This is a genomic window from Vibrio sp. ABH4_348 (assembly GCF_056159765.1).
Window position 1 is genome coordinate 1,150,716 of record NZ_JBSWVW010000002.1, and the last position, 21,546, is coordinate 1,172,261.

24 protein-coding genes are annotated in these 21,546 nt (G+C 42.4%); 17 read left to right on the forward strand and 7 right to left on the reverse strand.

All coding sequences use genetic code 11. The features are described from left to right. Nucleotides 1-13 precede the first annotated feature (13 nt). Nucleotides 14-1,249 (reverse strand): GGDEF domain-containing protein, encoded by a 1,236-nt coding sequence (locus ACXAFJ_RS19085; protein WP_475325629.1) that lies wholly within the window; start codon nt 1,247-1,249, stop codon nt 14-16. 366 nt (nt 1,250-1,615) lie between these two features. Between ACXAFJ_RS19085 and ACXAFJ_RS19090 the strand changes: the two genes are divergently transcribed. The 10 genes from ACXAFJ_RS19090 to ACXAFJ_RS19135 all read left to right on the forward strand — a co-directional run bounded on the left by ACXAFJ_RS19090 (nt 1,616) and on the right by ACXAFJ_RS19135 (nt 11,111). Then, nucleotides 1,616-1,981, forward strand: a complete 366-nt coding sequence (locus tag ACXAFJ_RS19090; RefSeq protein WP_475325631.1) for a late competence development ComFB family protein — start codon at nt 1,616-1,618, stop codon at nt 1,979-1,981. A gap of 28 nt (nt 1,982-2,009) precedes the next feature. Beyond that, nucleotides 2,010-2,288: an HlyU domain-containing protein gene (locus tag ACXAFJ_RS19095; protein ID WP_475325633.1), complete on the forward strand. Its 279-nt coding sequence runs from the start codon at nt 2,010-2,012 to the stop codon at nt 2,286-2,288. A 405-nt stretch (nt 2,289-2,693) separates the two neighbouring features. After that, entirely contained in the window at nt 2,694-4,229 is a 1,536-nt protein-coding gene (locus ACXAFJ_RS19100; RefSeq protein ID WP_475325634.1) for a Re/Si-specific NAD(P)(+) transhydrogenase subunit alpha, read from the forward strand. A gap of 16 nt (nt 4,230-4,245) precedes the next feature. After that, a complete protein-coding gene (gene pntB, locus ACXAFJ_RS19105; RefSeq protein ID WP_475325636.1) occupies nt 4,246-5,622 on the forward strand; it encodes a Re/Si-specific NAD(P)(+) transhydrogenase subunit beta in 1,377 nt (458 codons plus the stop codon). Between the two features lie 124 nt (nt 5,623-5,746). Continuing rightward, the gene (locus ACXAFJ_RS19110) at nt 5,747-7,207 is read left to right on the forward strand and encodes an ATP-binding protein (protein ID WP_475325802.1); all 1,461 of its coding nucleotides are present in this window, start codon (nt 5,747-5,749) and stop codon (nt 7,205-7,207) included. Next, nucleotides 7,182-7,841 (forward strand): response regulator transcription factor VxrB, encoded by a 660-nt coding sequence (gene vxrB, locus ACXAFJ_RS19115; RefSeq protein ID WP_475325637.1) that lies wholly within the window; start codon nt 7,182-7,184, stop codon nt 7,839-7,841. The genes ACXAFJ_RS19110 and vxrB overlap by 26 nt, the downstream gene beginning before the upstream one ends. Beyond that, entirely contained in the window at nt 7,841-8,695 is an 855-nt protein-coding gene (locus ACXAFJ_RS19120; protein ID WP_475325639.1) for a DUF2861 family protein, read from the forward strand. Before vxrB ends, ACXAFJ_RS19120 begins: the two co-directional genes overlap by 1 nt. Before the next feature lie 46 nt (nt 8,696-8,741). Beyond that, a complete protein-coding gene (gene traF, locus ACXAFJ_RS19125) occupies nt 8,742-9,944 on the forward strand; it encodes a conjugal transfer protein TraF (RefSeq protein ID WP_475325640.1) in 1,203 nt (400 codons plus the stop codon). A 54-nt stretch (nt 9,945-9,998) separates the two neighbouring features. Next, the gene (locus ACXAFJ_RS19130; protein WP_475325642.1) at nt 9,999-10,160 is read left to right on the forward strand and encodes a YoaH family protein; all 162 of its coding nucleotides are present in this window, start codon (nt 9,999-10,001) and stop codon (nt 10,158-10,160) included. A 489-nt stretch (nt 10,161-10,649) separates the two neighbouring features. Further along, on the forward strand, nt 10,650-11,111 hold the full coding sequence (locus ACXAFJ_RS19135) for a structural protein (RefSeq protein ID WP_475325643.1): 462 nt from the start codon (nt 10,650-10,652) through the stop codon (nt 11,109-11,111). 17 nt (nt 11,112-11,128) lie between these two features. Here ACXAFJ_RS19135 and ACXAFJ_RS19140 read toward each other — a convergent pair whose 3' ends face one another. After that, the gene (locus tag ACXAFJ_RS19140; RefSeq protein WP_475325645.1) at nt 11,129-11,848 is read right to left on the reverse strand and encodes a helix-turn-helix transcriptional regulator; all 720 of its coding nucleotides are present in this window, start codon (nt 11,846-11,848) and stop codon (nt 11,129-11,131) included. A gap of 105 nt (nt 11,849-11,953) precedes the next feature. On the opposite strand from ACXAFJ_RS19140, the gene ACXAFJ_RS19145 reads away from it, so the two are divergent. From ACXAFJ_RS19145 to ACXAFJ_RS19170, 6 genes are all read left to right on the forward strand, one after another. Continuing rightward, nucleotides 11,954-12,886, forward strand: coding sequence for an alpha/beta fold hydrolase (locus ACXAFJ_RS19145; RefSeq protein ID WP_475325647.1), 933 nt, complete (start codon nt 11,954-11,956; stop codon nt 12,884-12,886). Between the two features lie 58 nt (nt 12,887-12,944). Beyond that, nucleotides 12,945-13,529 (forward strand): YdeI/OmpD-associated family protein, encoded by a 585-nt coding sequence (locus ACXAFJ_RS19150; protein ID WP_475325648.1) that lies wholly within the window; start codon nt 12,945-12,947, stop codon nt 13,527-13,529. 82 nt (nt 13,530-13,611) lie between these two features. Then, a complete protein-coding gene (locus ACXAFJ_RS19155) occupies nt 13,612-14,346 on the forward strand; it encodes a DUF2799 domain-containing protein (protein ID WP_475325649.1) in 735 nt (244 codons plus the stop codon). Between the two features lie 37 nt (nt 14,347-14,383). Continuing rightward, complete coding sequence (locus tag ACXAFJ_RS19160; protein ID WP_475325651.1) at nt 14,384-15,019, forward strand: HAD family hydrolase; 636 nt, start codon at nt 14,384-14,386, stop codon at nt 15,017-15,019. A 68-nt stretch (nt 15,020-15,087) separates the two neighbouring features. Continuing rightward, on the forward strand, nt 15,088-15,711 hold the full coding sequence (locus ACXAFJ_RS19165; RefSeq protein WP_475325652.1) for a hypothetical protein: 624 nt from the start codon (nt 15,088-15,090) through the stop codon (nt 15,709-15,711). Between the two features lie 143 nt (nt 15,712-15,854). Beyond that, nucleotides 15,855-16,061: a hypothetical protein gene (locus ACXAFJ_RS19170; RefSeq protein ID WP_475322159.1), complete on the forward strand. Its 207-nt coding sequence runs from the start codon at nt 15,855-15,857 to the stop codon at nt 16,059-16,061. Between the two features lie 188 nt (nt 16,062-16,249). Here ACXAFJ_RS19170 and ACXAFJ_RS19175 read toward each other — a convergent pair whose 3' ends face one another. The 3 genes from ACXAFJ_RS19175 to ACXAFJ_RS19185 form a co-directional block, all read right to left on the reverse strand. Continuing rightward, nucleotides 16,250-17,602 (reverse strand): ISNCY family transposase, encoded by a 1,353-nt coding sequence (locus ACXAFJ_RS19175; protein ID WP_475324071.1) that lies wholly within the window; start codon nt 17,600-17,602, stop codon nt 16,250-16,252. A 333-nt stretch (nt 17,603-17,935) separates the two neighbouring features. Beyond that, complete coding sequence (gene yciH, locus ACXAFJ_RS19180; protein ID WP_475325654.1) at nt 17,936-18,247, reverse strand: stress response translation initiation inhibitor YciH; 312 nt, start codon at nt 18,245-18,247, stop codon at nt 17,936-17,938. 3 nt (nt 18,248-18,250) lie between these two features. After that, nucleotides 18,251-18,622, reverse strand: coding sequence for a DUF3319 domain-containing protein (locus ACXAFJ_RS19185; protein ID WP_475325655.1), 372 nt, complete (start codon nt 18,620-18,622; stop codon nt 18,251-18,253). Between the two features lie 98 nt (nt 18,623-18,720). On the opposite strand from ACXAFJ_RS19185, the gene ACXAFJ_RS19190 reads away from it, so the two are divergent. Further along, complete coding sequence (locus tag ACXAFJ_RS19190) at nt 18,721-19,683, forward strand: tyrosine-type recombinase/integrase (protein ID WP_475325656.1); 963 nt, start codon at nt 18,721-18,723, stop codon at nt 19,681-19,683. A 20-nt stretch (nt 19,684-19,703) separates the two neighbouring features. Here the strand turns inward: ACXAFJ_RS19190 and ACXAFJ_RS19195 are convergent, their stop codons facing one another. Next, nucleotides 19,704-20,702, reverse strand: coding sequence for a D-alanine--D-alanine ligase (locus tag ACXAFJ_RS19195; protein WP_475325658.1), 999 nt, complete (start codon nt 20,700-20,702; stop codon nt 19,704-19,706). 178 nt (nt 20,703-20,880) lie between these two features. Beyond that, nucleotides 20,881-21,444, reverse strand: coding sequence for an SPOR domain-containing protein (locus ACXAFJ_RS19200; RefSeq protein ID WP_475325659.1), 564 nt, complete (start codon nt 21,442-21,444; stop codon nt 20,881-20,883). Between the last annotated feature and the right edge of the window lie 102 nt (nt 21,445-21,546).

Sequence of the window (21,546 nt, forward strand, 5' to 3'; positions counted from 1 at the left end):
TCTGCTTAATACTCTAGGCAAGTGCGACGCAATTTCTTCCAGATTTTTTGGCCTTATAGAGCGCCTTGTCTGCTTCCTTGAGGACGCGTTCTGTCTTTTTCTCGATTGAGCTATCACTGACACCAATACTGATAGTGACATTTACCACTTCAGAACCATCTGAAGTTCCTCGTTTACGTTTACCAACTTTATCGTTTTTGGGGCGAGATTTAGGATTTCTTACTACCATGTCGTAAGATTCAATCGATGCTCTAAGCTCCTCCAAAAATGGCTTAGCTTGTTTGGCATCTTTACCTTTAAACAAAACAGTAAATTCCTCTCCGCCGTAACGGTATACACGGGCTCTGCCTTTCACTTCTGTCAACTTACTTGCGACCAGTTTAAGCACGTCGTCTCCGGTGTCATGTCCATAAGTATCGTTAAACGACTTAAAGTGGTCGATATCAAGCATGGCGATGGTGTATTTTCGGCCAAGATGCCTCATTGAACTTTCTAAAGCTAAGCGTCCCGGAATACCCGTTAGTCTGTCATTAAACGCCAGTTCATAACTCGCCGCGGTTGCATGTACTAGCAGTAGAATCGAGGCGAGTGAATACATCACAATAGAAATGTAGGGTACGTGGAATAAGATAAACGTCACTGCTGTGGTGGTTATGCTCGAATATATCGCCACATCAATGACACGGTTTGTTCTTAGCACTAGTAGAGCGGTCGTGCCAATTAAGCACAATAGATAAAGCACCAATACCAAGGGTAGCCGCGATATACTGTCGACAGCATAGAAAGTGCCTTCATTAAGTTCTTGATAACTCAAGTCGTCAAAATGTTCTGGGAATAGATGTCCCCAGAGCACTGAAAGTGACAGTGTCACCAGGTAAGCGATAAAACCACGGCTAAGTAAAGAACTGTCTTTAAATCCATAGGTGATGACACATAACGCAGGCAGCGCAAACGCTAATGTCATGACTTCTAATAGTGTCGTTCCGGTCGTTAATGGAGATTGCAGCCTTGTTTGGATAATAAAATAGCTCACCATTAAAACCACAGAGAGCATCGAAAGGCGGCTTTGTTTAAACGTATGGCCAATAGCTATTACTGAGACAAGAAGAACATAAGGCAGGTTAGCCGCAATGCCATAGTTGTTTTTAATAATCAAAGTAATGTTTTCTATGCCAAACCACGCCAATCCCATTAACAAGAATGGGAAAAGTAGGCGAAACCAACTCTGATTAACAAAAGATTGAGTCATGCAAAAACGTGTTAAATCGAAAAACGTAGCAAGCATATCGTGTATCTGCTGCATTTCAAAATGACACGATACTTATATCAATATCTTTAAGAGCATCATCACTCAATTGCAACAATTGAATCTTCAAAACGGTCGCAAAACGTACAAGATTATTGTCAGCAATTATCAATGTCACAAAGCTTGCCATGAATTACCTACGTTTTTTGATCCATAGGGGAAATGTTATATAAATAAAAAAGAGACAAAACTGCGGTTGGGTATAGATGAACACTATACTTAACATGGGTATAAAGCGTGTGCGCTGACTTGATTGATTATAAACAGTGCACACCAATAAGGTAAACGTTGTAAAAAGGAGCTGCAAAAATGCAGATCAGCGTTGATGTCCATAACTATATGGAAACATTAGTGGGTCAGGTATTAGGCCAGGATGAATATGTCGACAACTTTACACACGAGCAGTTGGCCGATTTAGCTTGCCTAGCCTTGGGCCAATTGCGCCCCGTTTATATCCGGTTTGACATTGATTTTTTGTCGGCCTTGCCGGAAAAACGCCTAGTGAAACTCAAAGAAAATACGGTGATTGCGATTGAAAATGCAAAAAGCATGATCATAGAAGATCGTCGTAAAGCTAGGGAAGATGAGTTCCCGGTCATTTTCGGGAGACAAACACTCAATGAAGACTTGCAACTTGAATGGTATGAAAAGCCCATTATCAACAAGCAAAAATAGTTAACAGCAAAATTAGGGAGCAAGAGCATTGGGAATTTTTTCAGCTCTTTTTGGTAGTAAAAAAGAATCAAAACCTGTTGAGATAGAACCTACCGATTACAAGGGGTTTCTAATCTATCCAGATCCAATAGCAGAGTCCGGCCAATTTCGAATCGCAGGTCGAATCTGCAAAGAGTTTGAAGGCGAAGTGAAAACGCATCGATTTATTCGCTCAGATGTTTTGGCATCGGAGGCTGATGCCACAGAGCTAATGATCAAAAAATCCACTATGTTCATTGATCAAATGGGCGATTCAATTTTTAAATAGCCTACTTATCACTTTCACATCGATACAAATCTACAAATTTGAAGCGCGTGTCATCTGGCACGTGTTTTTATTGTTACTTACCTTCCTATTTCATTGGCTGAATTATCAGCAGCGAGTCATTGAAACACCTCATAAATTGATTTTCGTCATAATCTTACGAAAAAACGCCGCTATGCTCAGTAATTAGATTGAGCGGTTATTACATTTGTTTGATTAAGAGTAGATTGATATAAGCAGTGTGTATCTGTGTTATCGGGCTGTAATTAAATTTCTTACAACTGGTCGAATATCCTGCAATCTAGTAAATTTTTATGATTTTTTGTGCTTTTTTTACAAAACGCTTGAAGGTTAAATAGGCGTTAGTTAAAAAGAATAAATCTCATTGCCAATAGTCAAGGAATTGCTATGCAAATTGGTGTGCCAAAAGAAACGCTCGCAGGAGAAACGCGAGTCGCTGCTTCACCCAAGTCCGTGGAACAGTTGAAGAAGTTGGGCTTTGATATCCTGGTAGAAACTCAAGCTGGTTCGTTGGCGAGTTTTGATGACCTTGCATTTACCAATGCTGAGGCGTCGATTGTGTCGACCGAAGAGGTTTGGGCTGCCGATATCGTGCTTAAGGTTAATGCTCCGTCATTTGAAGAGATCGACAAGCTCAAGGATGGAGCGACGTTAATTAGTTTCATCTGGCCTGCGCAAAATGAAGAATTGATGGAAAAGTTGGTAACTAAAAACATCAATGTTTTGGCGATGGACTCGGTTCCACGTATATCTCGCGCTCAATCTCTTGATGCTCTTTCTTCTATGGCGAATATTGCGGGATACCGAGCGGTAGTTGAGGCTGCCCATGAATTTGGACGCTTCTTTACAGGGCAAATTACTGCAGCGGGTAAAGTACCACCAGCAAAAGTGTTAGTAGCAGGTGCGGGTGTTGCTGGATTGGCGGCTATTGGCGCGGCTGGCAGTTTAGGTGCGGTCGTTCGAGCATTTGATGTCCGTCCTGAAGTGAAAGAGCAAGTCGAGTCAATGGGTGCTCAATTCTTAACGGTTGAGTTTGATGAGGCTGAGGTTTCTTCAGATGGTTACGCCAAAGAAATGTCAGATGATTTCAATCGAAAAGCAGCTGAGCTATATGCCGAACAGGCGAAAGATGTTGATATCATTGTTACTACAGCCCTTATCCCAGGTAAACCAGCGCCAAAACTGGTCACCAAAGAAATGGTCGACAGTATGAAAGCGGGCAGAGTTATTGTGGATTTGGCTGCAGCCAATGGCGGTAACTGTGAATATACAGAAGCAGGTAAGGTAATTACGACTGCAAACGGTGTGAAAGTGGTAGGCTATACCGACATGGTTGGTCGATTACCAACCCAATCCTCTCAGCTTTACGCCACCAACCTAGTCAATCTACTCAAGCTGTTGTGCAAAGAAAAAGACGGCAATATCAATATTGATTTTGAAGATGTTGTGCTGCGCGGTGTCACCGTTGTTAAAGAAGGTGAACTGACTTGGCCAGCGCCACCAATTCAAGTTTCAGCTCAGCCAACTGAGAAACCTGAACCTAAGGTTCAGCCTGCTGAAATTGAAGAAAAACCGACCAGCCCATTAAAAAAATGGTTGGGACTGGGGGCAGGCATTGCCGCATTTGGTTGGATTGCTTCTGTTGCCCCTGCCGCATTTCTTGCTCACTTTACGGTATTTGTATTGGCCTGCGTCGTTGGATATTACGTGGTTTGGAACGTGACTCATGCGTTGCATACACCACTAATGTCGGTTACTAACGCGATTTCAGGAATTATTATCGTCGGCGCTTTACTTCAAGTCGGTCAAGGAAATGGTGTAGTTACTTTCCTCGCCTTTATTGCCGTTCTCATTGCAAGCATTAACATTTTTGGTGGCTTTACCGTTACCAAGCGCATGCTTGAAATGTTCCGTAAAGATTGATTAAGGAGTAATACAGATGTCTGCAGGATTAGTACAAGCGGCTTATATTATTGCTGCCTTGTTTTTCATATTGAGTCTGGCTGGTTTGTCGAAACAAGAGTCAGCGAGAGCCGGTAACTACTACGGCATAGTCGGTATGGCAATTGCGCTTATCGCAACCATTTTCAGCCCAGATGCCAACGGTATTAGTTGGATCTTATTGGCAATGGTCATCGGTGGCGGTATCGGTATCCACTACGCCAAAAAAGTTGAAATGACGGAAATGCCTGAGCTAGTTGCGATATTGCATAGCTTCGTAGGTATGGCAGCCGTACTCGTGGGTTACAACAGCTACTTAGATGCACCAATCGCAGCCACACATGCGGAGCATGTTATTCATTTGGTTGAGGTGTTCTTGGGTGTGTTCATTGGGGCGGTAACTTTTACCGGTTCTATAGTGGCATTTGGTAAGCTTCGCGGTGTGATTTCGTCTTCGCCTTTGAGCTTGCCACATAAGCACAAATTAAACTTAGCTGCGATCGTCATTTCAGTGTTGCTGATGGTGATGTTCGTCAACAACGATGGCAGTATGTTCGCGCTAATTGTAATGACATTGATTGCCTTTGTATTTGGTTATCACCTTGTTGCGTCTATTGGTGGTGCTGACATGCCAGTTGTTGTTTCGATGCTTAACTCTTATTCAGGTTGGGCGGCAGCCGCAGCAGGCTTTATGTTAGCCAATGACCTTCTGATTGTTACTGGTGCGTTGGTGGGTTCGTCAGGTGCGATCCTATCTTACATTATGTGTAAGGCGATGAACCGCTCGTTTATCAGCGTTATCGCTGGTGGCTTTGGGCAAGATGTGGTCGTGTCATCAGATACTGAATACGGTGAACACAGAGAAACCACCGCAGAAGAAGTGGCTGAGCTGCTTAAAAACTCTCGCTCTGTCGTTATTACTCCGGGATACGGTATGGCCGTTGCTCAAGCTCAGTACCCTGTACACGAAATTACAGAGAAGCTTCGTGCAAAAGGAGTGGAAGTGCGTTTTGGTATCCACCCTGTCGCAGGACGCCTACCGGGCCATATGAACGTGTTGCTTGCGGAAGCAAAAGTGCCATACGACATCGTATTGGAGATGGATGAGATTAATGATGATCTTAGTGAAACCGATACTGTGCTGGTAATCGGCGCGAACGATACGGTGAATCCGGCAGCGATGGAAGATCCGAATAGTCCAATCGCGGGCATGCCTGTGTTAGAAGTCTGGAACGCACAAAACGTTATTGTGTTTAAGCGTTCAATGAACACCGGCTATGCTGGAGTTCAAAATCCATTATTCTTCAAAGAAAACACGCAGATGTTGTTTGGTGATGCCAAAGACAGTGTGGATGCTATTTCAAAAGCTATCTAATAGTTTGACATAACTCTGACAAAACCGGCCTAAGGCCGGTTTTTTTTGACTTCAAACTGACGATCCCTCAGTGTACCTCACGCTTGAAATCCCATATTCTTATCTAACACGTAACACTGGTGGTATGACATTGTTTTACAGACGACTATTTTTGATTTTTTTAATGGGATCTTCATTCAGCACTATGACTGAAGCCCAGAGTTTGTCTGAAGAAATTGAGTTGTTTTCCAAGCAACTTTTAAAAAAGGCTAGTGATCAAGTAATTGATATTCGGCAAGTGGCTCGAGAATATCCGGCTGAACTCTTAAAACCAGAAAGCCTATTGCCACAAACAGCAAAGTATCCACTTGCGGACATACAAAAGCTTTACCGCCTAGCAGAGCAATGTAAGGGCCCTTTACCATTAAGCCCTCTATTGACAGAACCTTTGGTCTTTACACGCTCGATTTGTAATAACAAACCCCTTGACGAACGTTGGTTCAAACGCAGCGGATTTATCCACCCCGGAGGTGGTACCTACGCTTATCGCTATGCAAATTTGTTTCCCAAGTGGAAGAAAGCCTTAGAGCCCTATATGCACATTACTGAGCGGCCCAATTCAAGCGAGTCTGAATTAACCCGACAGCTTAAGCGACTAAGCGAAACAGGCTTACAAGCGTTGGCAAGCTCAGATGTGATGTTCTTAAGTGAAGATTACCTGTGGGTTCGGGAAGGCGATAGCTACATTGGTTTTAACAATGAGCAGTGGCAGCCGCTGGTTGAGGAAACCTCATTGCAAGTTTCGTTGCTCGACAAAACGTCGACTTGTTTGTATGTAAGGGGCAATGTTTGTTGGCAGCAGGCTCCGCAGTCGCCTTGGCTGCATTATTCGCTAGGTGCGTTAGCACTATTCAATGTGTTGCTTATTTTGGGCTGGACTGTACAACGGTGGCAAACTAAACGCAAAGAGCTCAAAAGCAGAATGTTAATCTTGCAAATACTGACACATGAATTGAGGACGCCAATCGCAAGTTTAGCGCTAACTGTCGAAGGGTTCAGACGAAAGTTTGAGGCGCTCCCGGAAGAGGTCTACGATGAATTTGGTCGATTGTGTTCAGATTCTCGTCGATTGAGGCAATTAGCAGAGGCGAGTAAGGATTATTTGCAATCAGATAATGGTCCTTTAGCAACAGAATGGGTGCCTTCTGTACAAGAGTGGCTCGAGTATAAAGTCGAGGAAGAATACCTAAATGATGTAACTCTAGACATAAAATCAGACTTCTCGGCGAAATTAAATGTCTATTGGTTAGGAACTTGTATCGACAACTTAGTTAGGAACGCAAAAAAATACGGAAAAGGTCTTATTTTCCTTCGCGTAAAAATGACGGACGATGTGTTGCGAATTGAGGTCGAAGACCAAGGTCAATTGACCCAAAAAGATTGGAAACGATTAAAACAACCTTTTGTGAGTGAACGTGGCTTAGGTTTAGGACTCACAATTGTAGAATCAATGATTAAAAGGATGGGCGGTAGAATGTTACTCCAAGGCCCACCGACGACTTTCATATTGGAGATACCCTGTGAAACAGACACTGCTTCTAGTTGAAGATGATAAAAATTTAGCGGATGGACTTGTAGTAAGCATTGAACAGGCTGGGTTTGAATGCTTACACGCAGAGACAATAGAGCAGGCGGATAAGCTTTGGTCTAAGTCTGACTTGGTTGTGCTCGATAGGCAGCTGCCCGACGGCGATTCAGTCGAACGATTAGACTACTGGAAAAATCTTAAGGATATCCCGGTAATATTGCTAACCGCTTTGGTATCAGTGAAGGATAAAGTCACTGGGCTGGATAAAGGTGCCAGTGACTACTTAACCAAACCATTTGCTGAGGCGGAACTGTTTGCAAGAATCCGTGCACAATTAAGAGCACCAGACGCCGATCAAGTTGAAGACAATCAGATCCAAACTGATCAAACAACGATCGATAAAAAAACACGTGAAGTTCTACATCGTGGCGACCAAATCACGTTAACACGAACTGAGTTTGATCTATTGGCGTTCTTAGCAGGTCATATAGGACGTGTGTTCACTCGAGATGAACTTCTTGACCATGTATGGGGCTACAATCATTTCCCAACAACCCGCACGGTGGATACACATATCCTTCAGTTACGTCAGAAATTACCTGGTATTGAAATTGAAACGTTGCGTGGCGTAGGCTACAAAATGAAGGCTTGATGAAAAAATTATCTGGCTTAACGCTTCTTTTCTTTGTGTCCACTCCCACATTGGCGGACAAAAATACTTGGTTCACCGACAATAACAGTGTGAACCAAGTGCACAGTCATTTGTTGGCTGGTGAGCTTTCACCCATGTTTCAGGCATGGGTAGAACAATGGCAAATTGACGAGAATCCTAATCATAGAACTCATCTTTTAAATCTTTATAAGCAATCACTTGAACAGGATTGTGGCAAAACCATTGCCAACACAACACTCCCTACCTGGTTGCAATCTGTGACGTTTCAGGAGACAGAAATTCGCAACCCCAATAGCCAGAAATTTGTCACATCCCTCCTTGTTGATACTGACATAGCGCTACAAGAGGCGAGATTATTTTCTCCTGAGTTAAGCAATGATCTGGAGTTAATAGAATTAGAAAACTCGTTGACATCTCAGTCGAACACTTTGACGCTCAGAGGACAAGTTGCTCCGGGCTTGTACCAGCTCAAATTAAAAACTCAAGACAAGCAAACCTGGAATCATTGGGTAGTACTTGGGGTAGACGACCATCAGCAGGTTTTACAGTGGCAAGCAAACAACACTTGGCAGGTTACACAGGCTAAGTTACCCAACCGAGCTTGTCCTCAAGCTAATATGGACTTAACTTTGACCGATTTTTCCGGTAGCCAACCCAAAACGGTTTGGTCTGAGTCACATAGAGGCAAATTCCCTTCAGCTATCGTATCAAAAACTATTTCCCCGGCACGTTATGTGCTTACAATTAGCCTAAGCAATACGCGTTGGCACGGACCTATCGCGATTGAAAAACAATTAGTTACTTCAAAGACTCATACTATTGAATTGAAGTAGCCTTAAGCGCTAACGGCGTAAAACGCACAAACTGGCTATATGTGTTATGAATAAAGCGATTAAAACTCTTCCCCTGCTCATCGGTTTGGTTACTGGTAGCGCCCACGCAACTAACTACACGATGGAAGCGCGTGGCGATGCGATGGGTGGTACGGGTGTGGTTGCGGCTAACTTTTTAACCGCACCTTTTTACAATCCAGCAATTACGGCAATCTATCGCCGCAACGATGACTTGGGCATGATTGCACCGGGTTTAGGTTTATCCTACAGCGATGAACATAAGTTAGTTGACGATTTAAAAAAGTCACGAGACTTAATTAAAGAGGCAGTTGGTGGAAACTATTCAAATGCCCCACAGCTGCAAACGACATTGGATAATCTTAAGGGTGATATTGCCTCCCTTAAGTTTGGCGGTGTGGCGGCATTTGCCATCCCAAACCAATTTATTGCAGCTAACTTATTTGGTAAAGCTTACTCAGAATCGTTTGCTGCGATGGACATTTACGACGGCTATACTACTGGAGCAAATGCGAACGTTAACACTGCAGTCAATGCTGAACTGAGTTCTGTAAACGCAGTCGCGGTTGGTGTTACAGAAGTTGGGTTGTCGATTGCAAAATACCAAACGTTTTTGGGGCAGCATCTTGCGTTTGGTGTCTCGCCAAAGCTGCAACGCGTCTACACCTACGTGTATTCAGCGAATTTAGACAACTACGACATTAAGGACGTAAAGGAAAACGGAACTGGCGAAACCATGTTTAATTTGGATGCCGGCTTCTTGTGGTTCTATGGCCCAGTTAGAGTTGGGATCTCGGCGAACAACTTTGTATCTCGCGACATAAAAACGGTGACTCAGTCGTTTAATATTACCTCTCAAATTGATAGCGGTGAAACGCGTTCGTATTCCTTGGGCTATGAATACCAAATCAGACCGCAATATACAGTCGGCGCGGGTATTGTCGCTGACTACTTTACGCTGAGCGTTGATTACGACCTGAACGAAGACGAACGTTACACTAACTTTAAAGACAACACGCAAATGATCAGAGTCGGCGCAGAACTTGATATTTTAAGACAGCTAAGACTTCGAGTAGGGTGGAATGACAACCTTGCGTATAACGACGTTGATGACACTTTGACAGCAGGTATCTCGATTTCTCCACTGAACTTGTTCCAACTAGATTTGGGAGCGAGTTACACCAATGAAGACTCAATGGGTGCCTACGTGAATTTTGTTACCAGTTATTGATACCTAACGGCTGAAAAGGTTAGACTCAGGCCCTCGATAAAGAGGGCCTTTTTTATGTTTGATGATTCACTCCCACCACTTTCTCATGAACAGCAACAACAAGCGGTAGAAAAAATACAAGAACTCATGCAGCAGGGCATGAGTACAGCACAAGCCATCAAAGTCGTGTCTGAAGAAATACGAAAACGTTATAGAGAAGAAAACGACAAAGCCTAGAGCTTTGTTTACATATAAGCGCACTATAACTAAAAGTTATCTGGGTTAGTGATTTACTCTGGCGCTTAATATTTAATGATAGGCGGCACCTATCAAATGAAATTCAACAAAGCCATAATATTTAAGTGCATATAAAACAATTAGATACACTGGTTAAATGTTCGGTTGTTATTTTGTAAGTCGTTGCTTACTTACAAGATAGAATAATGAATGTGGTAAATGCTCTCAGGTTTAGTTGGTTTACTGAGCGGGGAGTTTGAGGTGTTTTTGACAATAATTTTGATAACTTCTCATGACGTGATGCTGTCACAAATTGTGTTTTAGATTGTTACGATAATTGTTTAGTGACTTACACGCTCATTTGATAATTTGTCAGCCAAACTACCTACATGAGTCTACAAATTGCTGCAACGTTGGATTAAAAAAGAGCTAAAAGCATTACTACTAAAAAGAGTCAAAAAACAACTTTGGTCTCTATTTAACAAAAGAATGGCCAAGTCACGTAATAGAGACAGGAAAACACGTCATTCAGCTTCGCGAGCCAAAAGTGATATCAGAGGCGTAAAAGCTAATAATCCATTGAATATCGAAATTAACGCGTCGAATGACTGGATCGGCAAGGTAAGTCCGTCCATAGATACTCGCTTTGAGACTTTTCGAGCGCCGGAATACGGCTTTCGTGCTGGTGCAGTTTTGTTAAGACATGCGTATTATCGAAAGCATGGACTAAAGACGCCAAAAGAAATAATTAGCAGATTTGCACCAGCACACGAAAATGATACTAGTCACTACATCAATTTTGTTTGCAAGAGTTGCTCAATTAGAGCCAACAAGCCGGTCAACCTAAATGATGATGAGACGTTGGCAAAATTTCTTCATGCCATGTCAATCATGGAAGTAGGGCACGTCTACCAACTGAAAGACGCTAAACGAGGAGTGTCTCTTATTTGACGTTTCAATACGGAGGGTTACATTGTAACCTGATGGGCTGATATTACTTCATGCTCAAACTTAACCGTCTTCCACAGAAAAGTTGCACTGTAATGCTGCTTGGGCTCACTAATTCGATCCATTCTAAAGTGTCTAAAAGCAAGTTTGTTAATATCCCACGCCACCAAATACCACACTGGTGGCAGTATTAGTAAAGCTTGCGGCTCAACGACTCGTTGAGAAAGTTGTCCCTTGGCGTCTTTGTATTCGAAACTCATTGTGTTTTGTTCTATAAACGCTCGCTCAAATACATCGGTTAACTCGTGTGGAACCTCTGCAAGATCTGAAATATCCACTCTAGGGTCTAGTTTCCCAACATAAAGTCGAGATAACAGTTGCCTTAAGTTTGCAATCTTGTCTTTAGGGAGTGATGCCTCCAATTTCGCGAGTGCTTTATCTGCGTTGTTTAAAAATGGAATGTCTCCAATTAATCGCATGCAAGCCACGCTAACCAGTAACGAAAATACATCACTCATCAACAACCTTACGTTGGTTTGTATTGACCGGGGATCTAACCTCAAACCGCCTCCTCTACCAGGTTCAGAATCTATGAGATATCCCAGCTCTCTTAGCGCTGTAATATCTCGTAAGACCGTCCTTCTCGAGGCGTTGACTTCATTTTCAAGCTGAGCAACGGTTGTGGTTCCGTTACGGCGTAAATACCTAATAATTGCTTCTTGTCGCTGTGTGGGATTCATAAAATCAGGTGACACGTTTTTATGGTGACATAATTTGACACTATATAAGGTTTTAATTCAGTTCTCGACACTCATTTACACCAAGTAACCATAGAGGACATGGATTTGAATACTTTTGACTTTCCAAAGCCTGAGCAAGTTAAAACTAATGATATTGAATTGGAGGTGTTTCACTGTGGGCAAGATAATGCAAAACCCATAGTGCTTTGCCATGGTTGGCCAGAACACGCTTTTTCATGGCGTCACCAAATTCCAGCTTTAGTTAAAGCGGGCTATCATGTGATTGTGCCTAATCAACGAGGATACGGAAATTCATCCAAACCTGAGAGGGTTACTGAATACGATATCATTCACCTCACCTCTGATTTAACAGGGCTTCTTGATCACTATGGCTACGAGAAAGCAATTTTTGTTGGCCATGATTGGGGCGCGAATGTGGTTTGGCATTTGGCACTATTGCACCCTGAACGCGTTGAACGAATCATCAACTTAAGTCTGCCGTATCAAGAGCGTGGCCCTGTTCCTTGGATAGATTTCATGGAGCAGGTATTCGGCGCGGATTTTTATTTTGTTCACTTCAACAAACAACCGGGTGTGGCTGACCACATACTAAATCAGAACACCCAGAGATTTCTGACGAATCTATACCGTAAGAACTTACCTAGTGCCGTTCCTGAACCAGGTAACATGATGATAAATCTGGCCTTATCTGAAGTCATAAAAGGTGACCCTGTAATGGATTTAGGTGAACTTTCTGTGTTTGTTCGTCAGTTTGAGCAAAATGGGTTTACTAGTTCGATCAATTGGTACCGGAATATGAATCGGAATTGGCATTTAACCGCTGAGATAGAGCCTTTTATCCCGCATCCCACACTGATGATCTACGGAGATAAAGACGTAATCCCTCGTCCACCTAACTTGAGTCAATTTGTCCCTAACGTAAAAGAGGTGGGGTTGGATTGCGGTCACTGGATTCAGCAGGAGATGCCGCATGAAACTAATTCTTTGATTCTTGATTGGTTAAATAAAACAGATTGAAATGTACAAGTCAGCAGGCCGATGGCCTGCTTTTTTATGACCGATACTGGGCGCAAAAATGAAACAAGAAAAGCAGGAAGCCGTGTTTTTCGAAAACCAAAGTGATTTTCGAAATTGGTTTGAGCATAACATGCAGGGACACAAAGAAATTTGGGTTGGCTATTACAAAAAGTCGTTCAAAGCTAGTGCGTTGAGTTGGTCAGAATCCGTGGACGTAGCGCTGTGTTATGGGTGGATAGACGGCATCCGAAAGTCTGTTGACGAGCATCGTTACAAAATTCGTTTTACGCCTCGAAGCCCAAATAGCGTCTGGAGTGAAATCAACGTCAAAAAATCCGAAAGACTCATTGAGCTTGGTCTAATGACGCAAGAGGGCCTTGAGTTATTTCTAGCCCGAAGCGACAAAAAGGGTTACAGCGTTGAGGATAGGAAGCTTTTACTAAGTGAATCTTTTGAGTTGAGACTAAAGAGTAATTCAACTGCGTGGCAATTTTTTGCTGATTTAGCACCGAGCTACAAACGCGAATCGATTTGGTGGGTGATGAGTGCCAAAAAACCAGAGACGCGTGAACGCCGATTTCAAGTGCTTCTGGAGTCTTCTCACGAAGGCTTAAAAATTCCGTCATTACAAAAAGCCAAGTGAAAACACTCTAGATAAGCCTATGCGCTTTGGTTAGTATTGCATTATTCAATTTGAGTTTTACTTCATTTATTGGTTGATTTCTATGCAAAAAAACAACATTAAGCGCATGTTCACTTTGGCGAATTTATCTTTACTGGTTTCTGGTTTATCTGGATGTGCCGCGATAAGTGAGGAAGAGTGTTTACTAGGAGATTGGTATCAGCTTGGCCTAACTGATGGCCAAAATGGTAAAAAACACAGCGCTGCGGCATATAGTAAAGAGTGCGCCAAATATGATGTTTCTCTGGATATCGAGCAGTACAACTCAGGTCGCGATCAGGGGCTAAAGTCTTTCTGTACCTATGAGAATGGTGTTGTTCAAGGTAAAGCTGAGAATGAATACAACAATGTGTGTCCAGCGGATTTATCCACGAGCTTTTTGTCTGGCTATACGCCTAACTACAACTTAGCTAAAGCCAAGTCTAGAGTTGTGACTTATCAGGGTAATGTTGAACATTACCTTGCTTCATTGGATAAGTCAGATCTTAGCGAAGAAGATAAACTCAATTTTCAAACTAGTTTGGAACGTTCAAAGGAGGAACTCAAACAAGCTAAAGCAGACGTGAGTCGCTACGAGGCTGAATTGTCTCTTCACAATGCGCGATATGAAAAAGACCAGCTTCTCGAAAAATTAGCCAGCGATACGTTGTCTGATGAACAAAAGCAGTCGATCAATAAACGAGTCAGCTATTTAAACCGTCAAATCGTTATCTACGAGAACCTGATTCAAGTCGATAGTGCAATCAAAAGTATAAAGTCCATCAGCGAAGTGTTTTAAATAGATGAGCGTACCTCGAGGGAACCTGGAAAGCTGAATGAAACACATCATGTTAGACATTGATGGTACGCTCGTTGATTCCTTCGGATTTGACGAACAATGCTTTTTGGAAGCGGTGGAACAAGTCACCGGAATAAAATTAATCAATAATTGGGAGACTTATCCGGATATTACCGATAGAGGCATATTGAAGACCTTTATTGAAAGACAATCCGTCCAATACCAGTTAGAAGAGTTAGAAAGTCTTGTTAAACCGATATTTATTTCTCTTATCGATAAACATTTAAAACGACAACCCGCAGTAGAAATTTGTGGGTCAAAACAGTTTGTATCACATCTACACCAGTGTAGTGGAGTTTTAGTTTCGGTCGCGACTGGCGGATGGGAAGAAACCGCCAAACTCAAGCTTGAGTCTGCATGCTTCGATACTAGTCGGCTAGTTATCGCATCTTCAAACGATCATCATCAGCGTATTGAAATTATGACTGAAGCAAAGCGTCGTGTTGATCCTAATTCTGAGTATCCTGTCACTTATTTTGGAGACGGCGAATGGGATAAAAGGGCATGTGACCAACTCGGTATCAATTTAGTGATCGTTGGAAATTGCGTGCAACACTCTCAGCAAATTAGCGACTTTTCGTGTACAGCTACTGCGCTAAAGTTCGTTCGATGATGTCAAAACTTTAATTTCCCACAATAAGCATCTAAATTCATAAAGGTACATTTTTGTGGACGATAAAAGTGCGAAATTTGTTAATAAGGCGATCTGGAAATGGCTTAGCGGTTTGTCGTCTGTTCATTTCAACATTGTGTCTCGCGACGTTGGTCGCCTGTGACCAAGTCGCTGAAGACACCGCTCAAAACTCTGGCACACATGAACCTTATCGAATTTGGACGACCAAGCAACAACTCACAGCGGATAGTTTGTCGGCTCAGCTATCCAAAACAACCAATTCTGGCGATAAACTGTGTCAGAAGGACGAGAATCGCCCAAAAAAATACTCAACACATTTTGCCTTAATCTCAACGCACGAGTACGACAGAGCCGATCTGGTTAAACGTTACAACATCGACGCAAATCAACCAGTGCTGTTTGGTGAATCTTCAATCGTAGTCGCCGAAAACGTAGGAAATGTAATTCGGCAACAAGGGTCGATAAATGTCGCCAATCAACAAGTTAAAGTTGCAGGAAGCGACATAGTAAAAGTGACATTTTCCGAATCGGGCAAATTTACTGGCTATTGTGATGAAAACTTTGGATATTCCAACGCCATCATGGTTCATAAAGAACTGGGTACCGTTCAAATGTTCAGTTTCTCGTGTCGGGATGTGCTCGCGTCAGTTGTATGTTTGTCTATCAAATGATCTGTAACTGAAACCTGAGACAGCCATTATTCACTGTCAATCCCATTTTAAAATGTCCTGTTCTCAGCAAAGTAGAAATGTCCGGTTGTTTACTGAACTACACTTGTATGTGCCTAGTGTCATAATGGTGTTTGGAGGTAATGATGGGGAGCATTAACAAGGAGTCTTGGCATGAGTTCATGTTACTGAAAAGTGAGGAAACCCAAGCGAATGAAGCTTACGATAAGCTTGTAGAAGAGTTTAGGCTTGGGAGTGCTTCTAAAGATGAGTTAACTCAAGCTTGGATACGAAAGCAACAAGCGTACGAAAGTTATAAAGCGTTTAGAGATGATATGTTCTCTTCAGAATGAAACGATTTTTAGCTTCTTTTTTACTCTGTTTCTTTACAACTGCATGTGAACAACGTTCAGACTACGATGCTTGTGTTGAGTATTGGTCAGCAGTAGTTAGAGATTATGAATTAGGTGATAAAAAAGCTGAGCGCGAGACCATTAATATGATGGTCAGCTCCGAATGTCGCTTATCTGAATAAATTTTTCTATCCATTTTTACTGTGAGTAGCCTTAAAGCTTTCTGGATCGGCAAATACTGGGTTTAATGCTCTTAACTGAGCCATAGCACGCTTCTGAGCCGTTCGTTTAGGGCACTTTTGACTTCTTTCTCTAAGCTGAGCCTTGTCAAATTCTTCCTGCTTCTCTTGGGCAAATTGAAGGACTTTACCCAGTCTTTTGTTATCGACGACTTGAGTTTGGTCCACTTTAGCCAGCTTGTCGAAGGTTCTGAAACTTAACTTTCTCTCGCCATACTGGACGGCAATTCGACCATCTGGATAGTCGAGTATTTTGACCACTTCATTGACGAGGCGGCTGTTTTTCTCTGTGTCTTCAATCAGATAAAGCACTTTGTCATATTGGAACGTCAACGACTTCGAGAGTTTACGCGTAGTCTGCCAAGCAAAAATGTCATCCAGCTCATCTTGGCTTTCTCGAACCGGACGATGAAGATCTTTAGGGTAGTTAGCAGGTCTTGCAAACCGACGGTTAAAATCCTCAATAAAGTAGGGTAGCCATGCGTTCGCTTCTTCAATGGTATTGATACCTTGTAGACGCATCTCCTTGATTAATCGGTCTTGTAGTGTTTTATTCGCTCGCTCAACACGTCCCTTGGCTTGTGAGCTGTTCGCACAAATCAGTTCAATCCCAAGTTCATCAAGAATACGACCAAATTGGGTTAATCCCACTTTTTTGAGATGCTCTTGGTTGACACGAAATATCGAGTGTTTATCGCTGTAAAAAGCCACAGGCTTACCATGTTGATCTAGGTATTCCCGTGTGGCCACCATGTAGTCAAAGGCAGATTCGGTATCACTGAAGCGTAAGTTCATCAACCGTCCCGTCGCATCATCGATGTAGACCAAGAGACAGCACTTAGGGCTGCGTCCTTCAAACCAATCGTGGTGTGAGCCATCAATCTGAATCAGTTCACCTAAACAGTCACGACGGTAACGAGGTTGGTAAACACGAGGCTGGCGTTGTGAATGTGGTACCCAGAGACCATCGGCGATCATCCACTGACGTAGTGTCTCGACAGACAGGACTAAGTTGTGTTGTTCTGTCAGCTTCTCACAAGCAAATGTGGGTGAAAAATCAGCGTATTGAGAGCGTATGATGTTCAGAACTTCAGCACGAAAAGCATCAGGATAACGTCGGTTGCTCGGTCGGCCACGTGAACCATGGGCTAAAGAAGAAGCCCCGTACAGGCTTAACTGGCTCAATAAACGCCGAACTTGTCGAGGGCTTATGTTGAGTATGTCGGCTGCATCTATTTGACGAAGGCGGCACTCACGAACATCTTGCAGTACTTTAAAACGATTAATGTCTCGGTCACTCATGGGAATTAGCATCGGTTGAAGTCCTCAAAGCTCAGCGTGTTTATTAAGCATAAGTGGACATTTTAAAATTGCTCAAACCGGACATTACTAAATTGCGCCTACATTCACAGTGCGTATTGTCTATCTTATGTTAAATAATAATGAGAAAGATGATCTGTTGTCCATAGTCGAAGTCCTTCCACATAATCCCACTGAGTCTCACATTCGTAATGTCATTAAACATAACGGATTTACCATAAAATACCTAATAATCAGTCAGCTATCACGATACTTCCCGTTTATTAGGCGTAAAAAAAGCTCTCAATTGAGAGCTTTTTTAATAAAACATAGGAATCAACCGCCGGCCAGTTTTACCGTGTATCCTTTTGACTCGAGGATCGTTTTAATTTTGTCACGATCATCACCTTGTATCTCAATCGTGCCATCCTTAACTGAGCCTCCACAACCGCATTTCTTTTTGAGTTCTGCGGCGAGTAGTTTTAAAGGTGCGTCATCAAGGTCTAGCCCGGTAACTATACTCACGCCTTTCCCTTTACGGCCTTTGGTTTGCTTTTGTATTCTGACGATGCCATCGCCTTTTGGTCGCTGTTGTTTTTCTTGTTCAGGCTTAATTCGGCCCGTTTCAGTCGAATATACAAGTGTCATTGGTTACTTCTTTTGCATAGCGTTTTTTCTTGCAATCAAGTATGCCTCGATGTGCTTTTGAATGGCAAGCTTACCACCCTTAATTAGTTTGCCATTAAACATGCAATACCAATCATTCGCTTCCCCGGTATCATTTTTCAGTGAGAAACCGTGGAAGTCTTCTGAAGTACCCGGTGCAGTTTTTGGGCGTTGTGAGGCAATTGAAGAAAATTCTCTCGGGTCTATTATCTTTCTGGTGTCGCAAAACCAGTCAATGCTCTTTTTAACTGCTGCCATGCTTCCTTGCAACAGATGCTCTTTGATTTTAACCTGCCAAACGTCGGTTGTTTTGTCTGCGGTTTGCATGTCAAAGCCGCGATATTTTGCAACTGCCATAGTAGTTAGATTGTTTATTGTTGGTGAGTTAATATTAGTTTGATATCAATGGTATGCAAAGTTATTATGTCAGGATATTTTAGTTATAGTGCGTAGATATGAAGAAGGACTTAGAAATATATACTGATCGTTCAGTTATTGCTCAATGGAAAGTCGTGTTGTCTCAACAAGTTGACACAGAAACAGTCGATACCCTGTTTGGAGGGATGTATTCGCAAAGCTCGTTACTTGCAATGACCAAAGATTGGAATTTATTTGTAGACTTCTGCCTTTCAAAAAATATTGCTGTGCTACCAGCCTCCTCTACTGCCGTTCGACAATATTTGGAACGACAGCAAAAAGACAAAAAGTATGCTTCTTTACGTCGCTATTCGTTGACCATATCTAGGTTTCATCAAGTACTGTCATTAAAATCACCTAGTGAAAGCCATCAGGTACAAAGTTATCTTGCGGAGCTTAGGATATCTGGAAAAGCAACGTCTTCTCCTACCAATGCGTTAAGTAAACGCGATATGAAAACCATTCTTGAACGTGTGTCCGGCGAATCCAGCACTAAAGCGATAAGAGATCTGGCCATCCTTGTTACTATGTTTGAGTGTGCCTTAAAACGTTCAGAATTGCGTAACCTTACTCAAAACCAAATTAAAATTCATGACTCTTATGTCGTGGTAAATATCAAAGATGCGACCTACAAACTCAGTCAACAAGCCTCTAAGGTGTTAAAAAAATGGTTATCTTTTATCGGTAATGATTCACAAGCCATTGTTTTTCGTTCGGTCGACCGCCTAGGCAGTATTGGTTCGAAGCCGCTCAATGATTCTTCAATTTACCGTGTCATTAAATCTTTCGAGTCAATTCTTGGTGGTGAAAAGAAACTCTCTGGCCAATCTCCAAGAGTAGGCGCAGTGCATGAACTCAAGGCACAAGGGAAAACGATAGATGAGATCAAAGAATTTGGTCGCTGGGATAGCCCAGTCATGCCGTATGTGTATTTAGGTGCAACCAGTAAAGCTAAGTCGCACCAAATTATCTATAAGTCGTTGAAGAAATTAGAAGACTAGTTTTGTGACCTTGTCACATGCTACTTTTGCAAGCTACTCATAACGCAATCTGTAAGGAAATCTTCAAATAGAACACCATGGTTCTCGACCATTTTAGGGAACATGGAGATAGGTGTCATCCCAGGGAAGGTATTCACTTCATTGAGATAAATTTCACCCGATTCAGTCAGGAAGAAATCTATTCTAGATAAGTGTCTAAGATTCATGTGGTTGAATACTTTTTTACTTATGTTTGCTATCTGCTCTAGCTGTGAATCTGTTAGGTCATTGGCCACGACGTCTGTTGTTGAATGGCTGCCCTTACCATATTTTTCCTCGTAGGTGTAAAAGCCCTCTTTTGGCGCTTTCACCTCTCCCGGCGCAGTAAGCATAAGTCGGCCTTGGTATTCATACGCTGCCACTTCAAGCTCTCTGGGTTTTACTGCTTTCTCGATCAGTACTTGATCAGAAAAGGAAAAAGCATCTGCAATGGCTTGTTCAAGCTCGGAATCAGAGTTAGCTTTATAACAACCAACTGAAGAACCTTGTTTAGCTGCTTTTACAAACACGCTAGACCACTGCTTAAGAGCTTGCTTGCCTTTGTTAAGAGACTCTGATGTGTTTTCCGTGAGGTATACAAATGGAGTATTCGGAATATCAAGTGCGTTGTACCAAAGCTTGGAGGTGATTTTGTTGAAACTATTTACACTTGCCTCAGCGCCGCAACCAAGATAAGGAACACCGGCCAAATCCAGCAACGACTGAATGTCTCCTGTTTCTCCAGGAAAACCGTGAATACAAGGTACAACAAAATCGATGATTTGTTCTCTAGAACCACTGACTAGGGATTTAGAATTGAGATCGAGGTGGACCAGTTCGTCTTCTTGGGTAAACCAACCATCACCTTTTATCTCAACCTGTATAACATTGAAATTTGGCTGCGAAGAGAATTTCTCAAAAAGATAACTGGCAGAAACAATCGATACTTCGTGCTCACTTGAGCCACCACCGCACAATAGTAGAATGTTGATTACAGACATCCTATACCTCAATTTAATTTGCTTAATTGGAATACTAATGGATTGTGATTCAAATCGATACAGCACATTGTAAAATCAAACCAAACTGTACGTGAGACGGCGAACATTTAGTCAAATCGCTTTAGTTACCAATTAAAAAGCCCACATTAAGTGGGCTCAAATCAACACCTGTCACAAACTAGTTAAGCTTGTTCAATGTTGGATATTCAGAGTTTTTGATTTTGTCGATACTTTTTACAAAAGGTTTTAATTCCAAAAGCTCTGCTGGAAGCTTAGAGATCGCTTTTTTGGCATCCGCTCGTGTGGCAAAGTCACCATACAGCACTGAGAACCACTTCGTGCCATTGACCACTTTGTAATTTTCCCAAATAGGTTGACCATCACTTGGCAATTGCTTAGCAAACCGGTCTACTTTAGCTTGTGACCCTACCGCAACAACCTGAATCGTGTAGCCATATCTTGCATAACTTGCTTTTTGTTTTGCTGTTGGAGGAGTAATTGCAACTGACTTTTTGTTCTGTGGAGCCATTTTCACTACAGGCTTTTCTTCCATTGGCTTTTGCATAACGTTGACTTGAACGTTATCTTCCATCACTTCTGGTGCGGTGCCTGTTTCAGAAACAACAGGTTGCTGCATCAAAAAGTCCTCGCGATAGCTTTCGCTAGTAACATCAGTGGTGTATTCGGAAGAAATACAGGCAGTCAGTAACAAAGGTAACGCGGCGATTGCAAGCTTTTTCATGGTAATGTCATCAAGTAATTATAGGTTTGAATTTGGATAAATCATGCCGTTACAGAGGCTTATAATCAAGCATACTCGCCTATTATAGTTCAGCACTCTGTG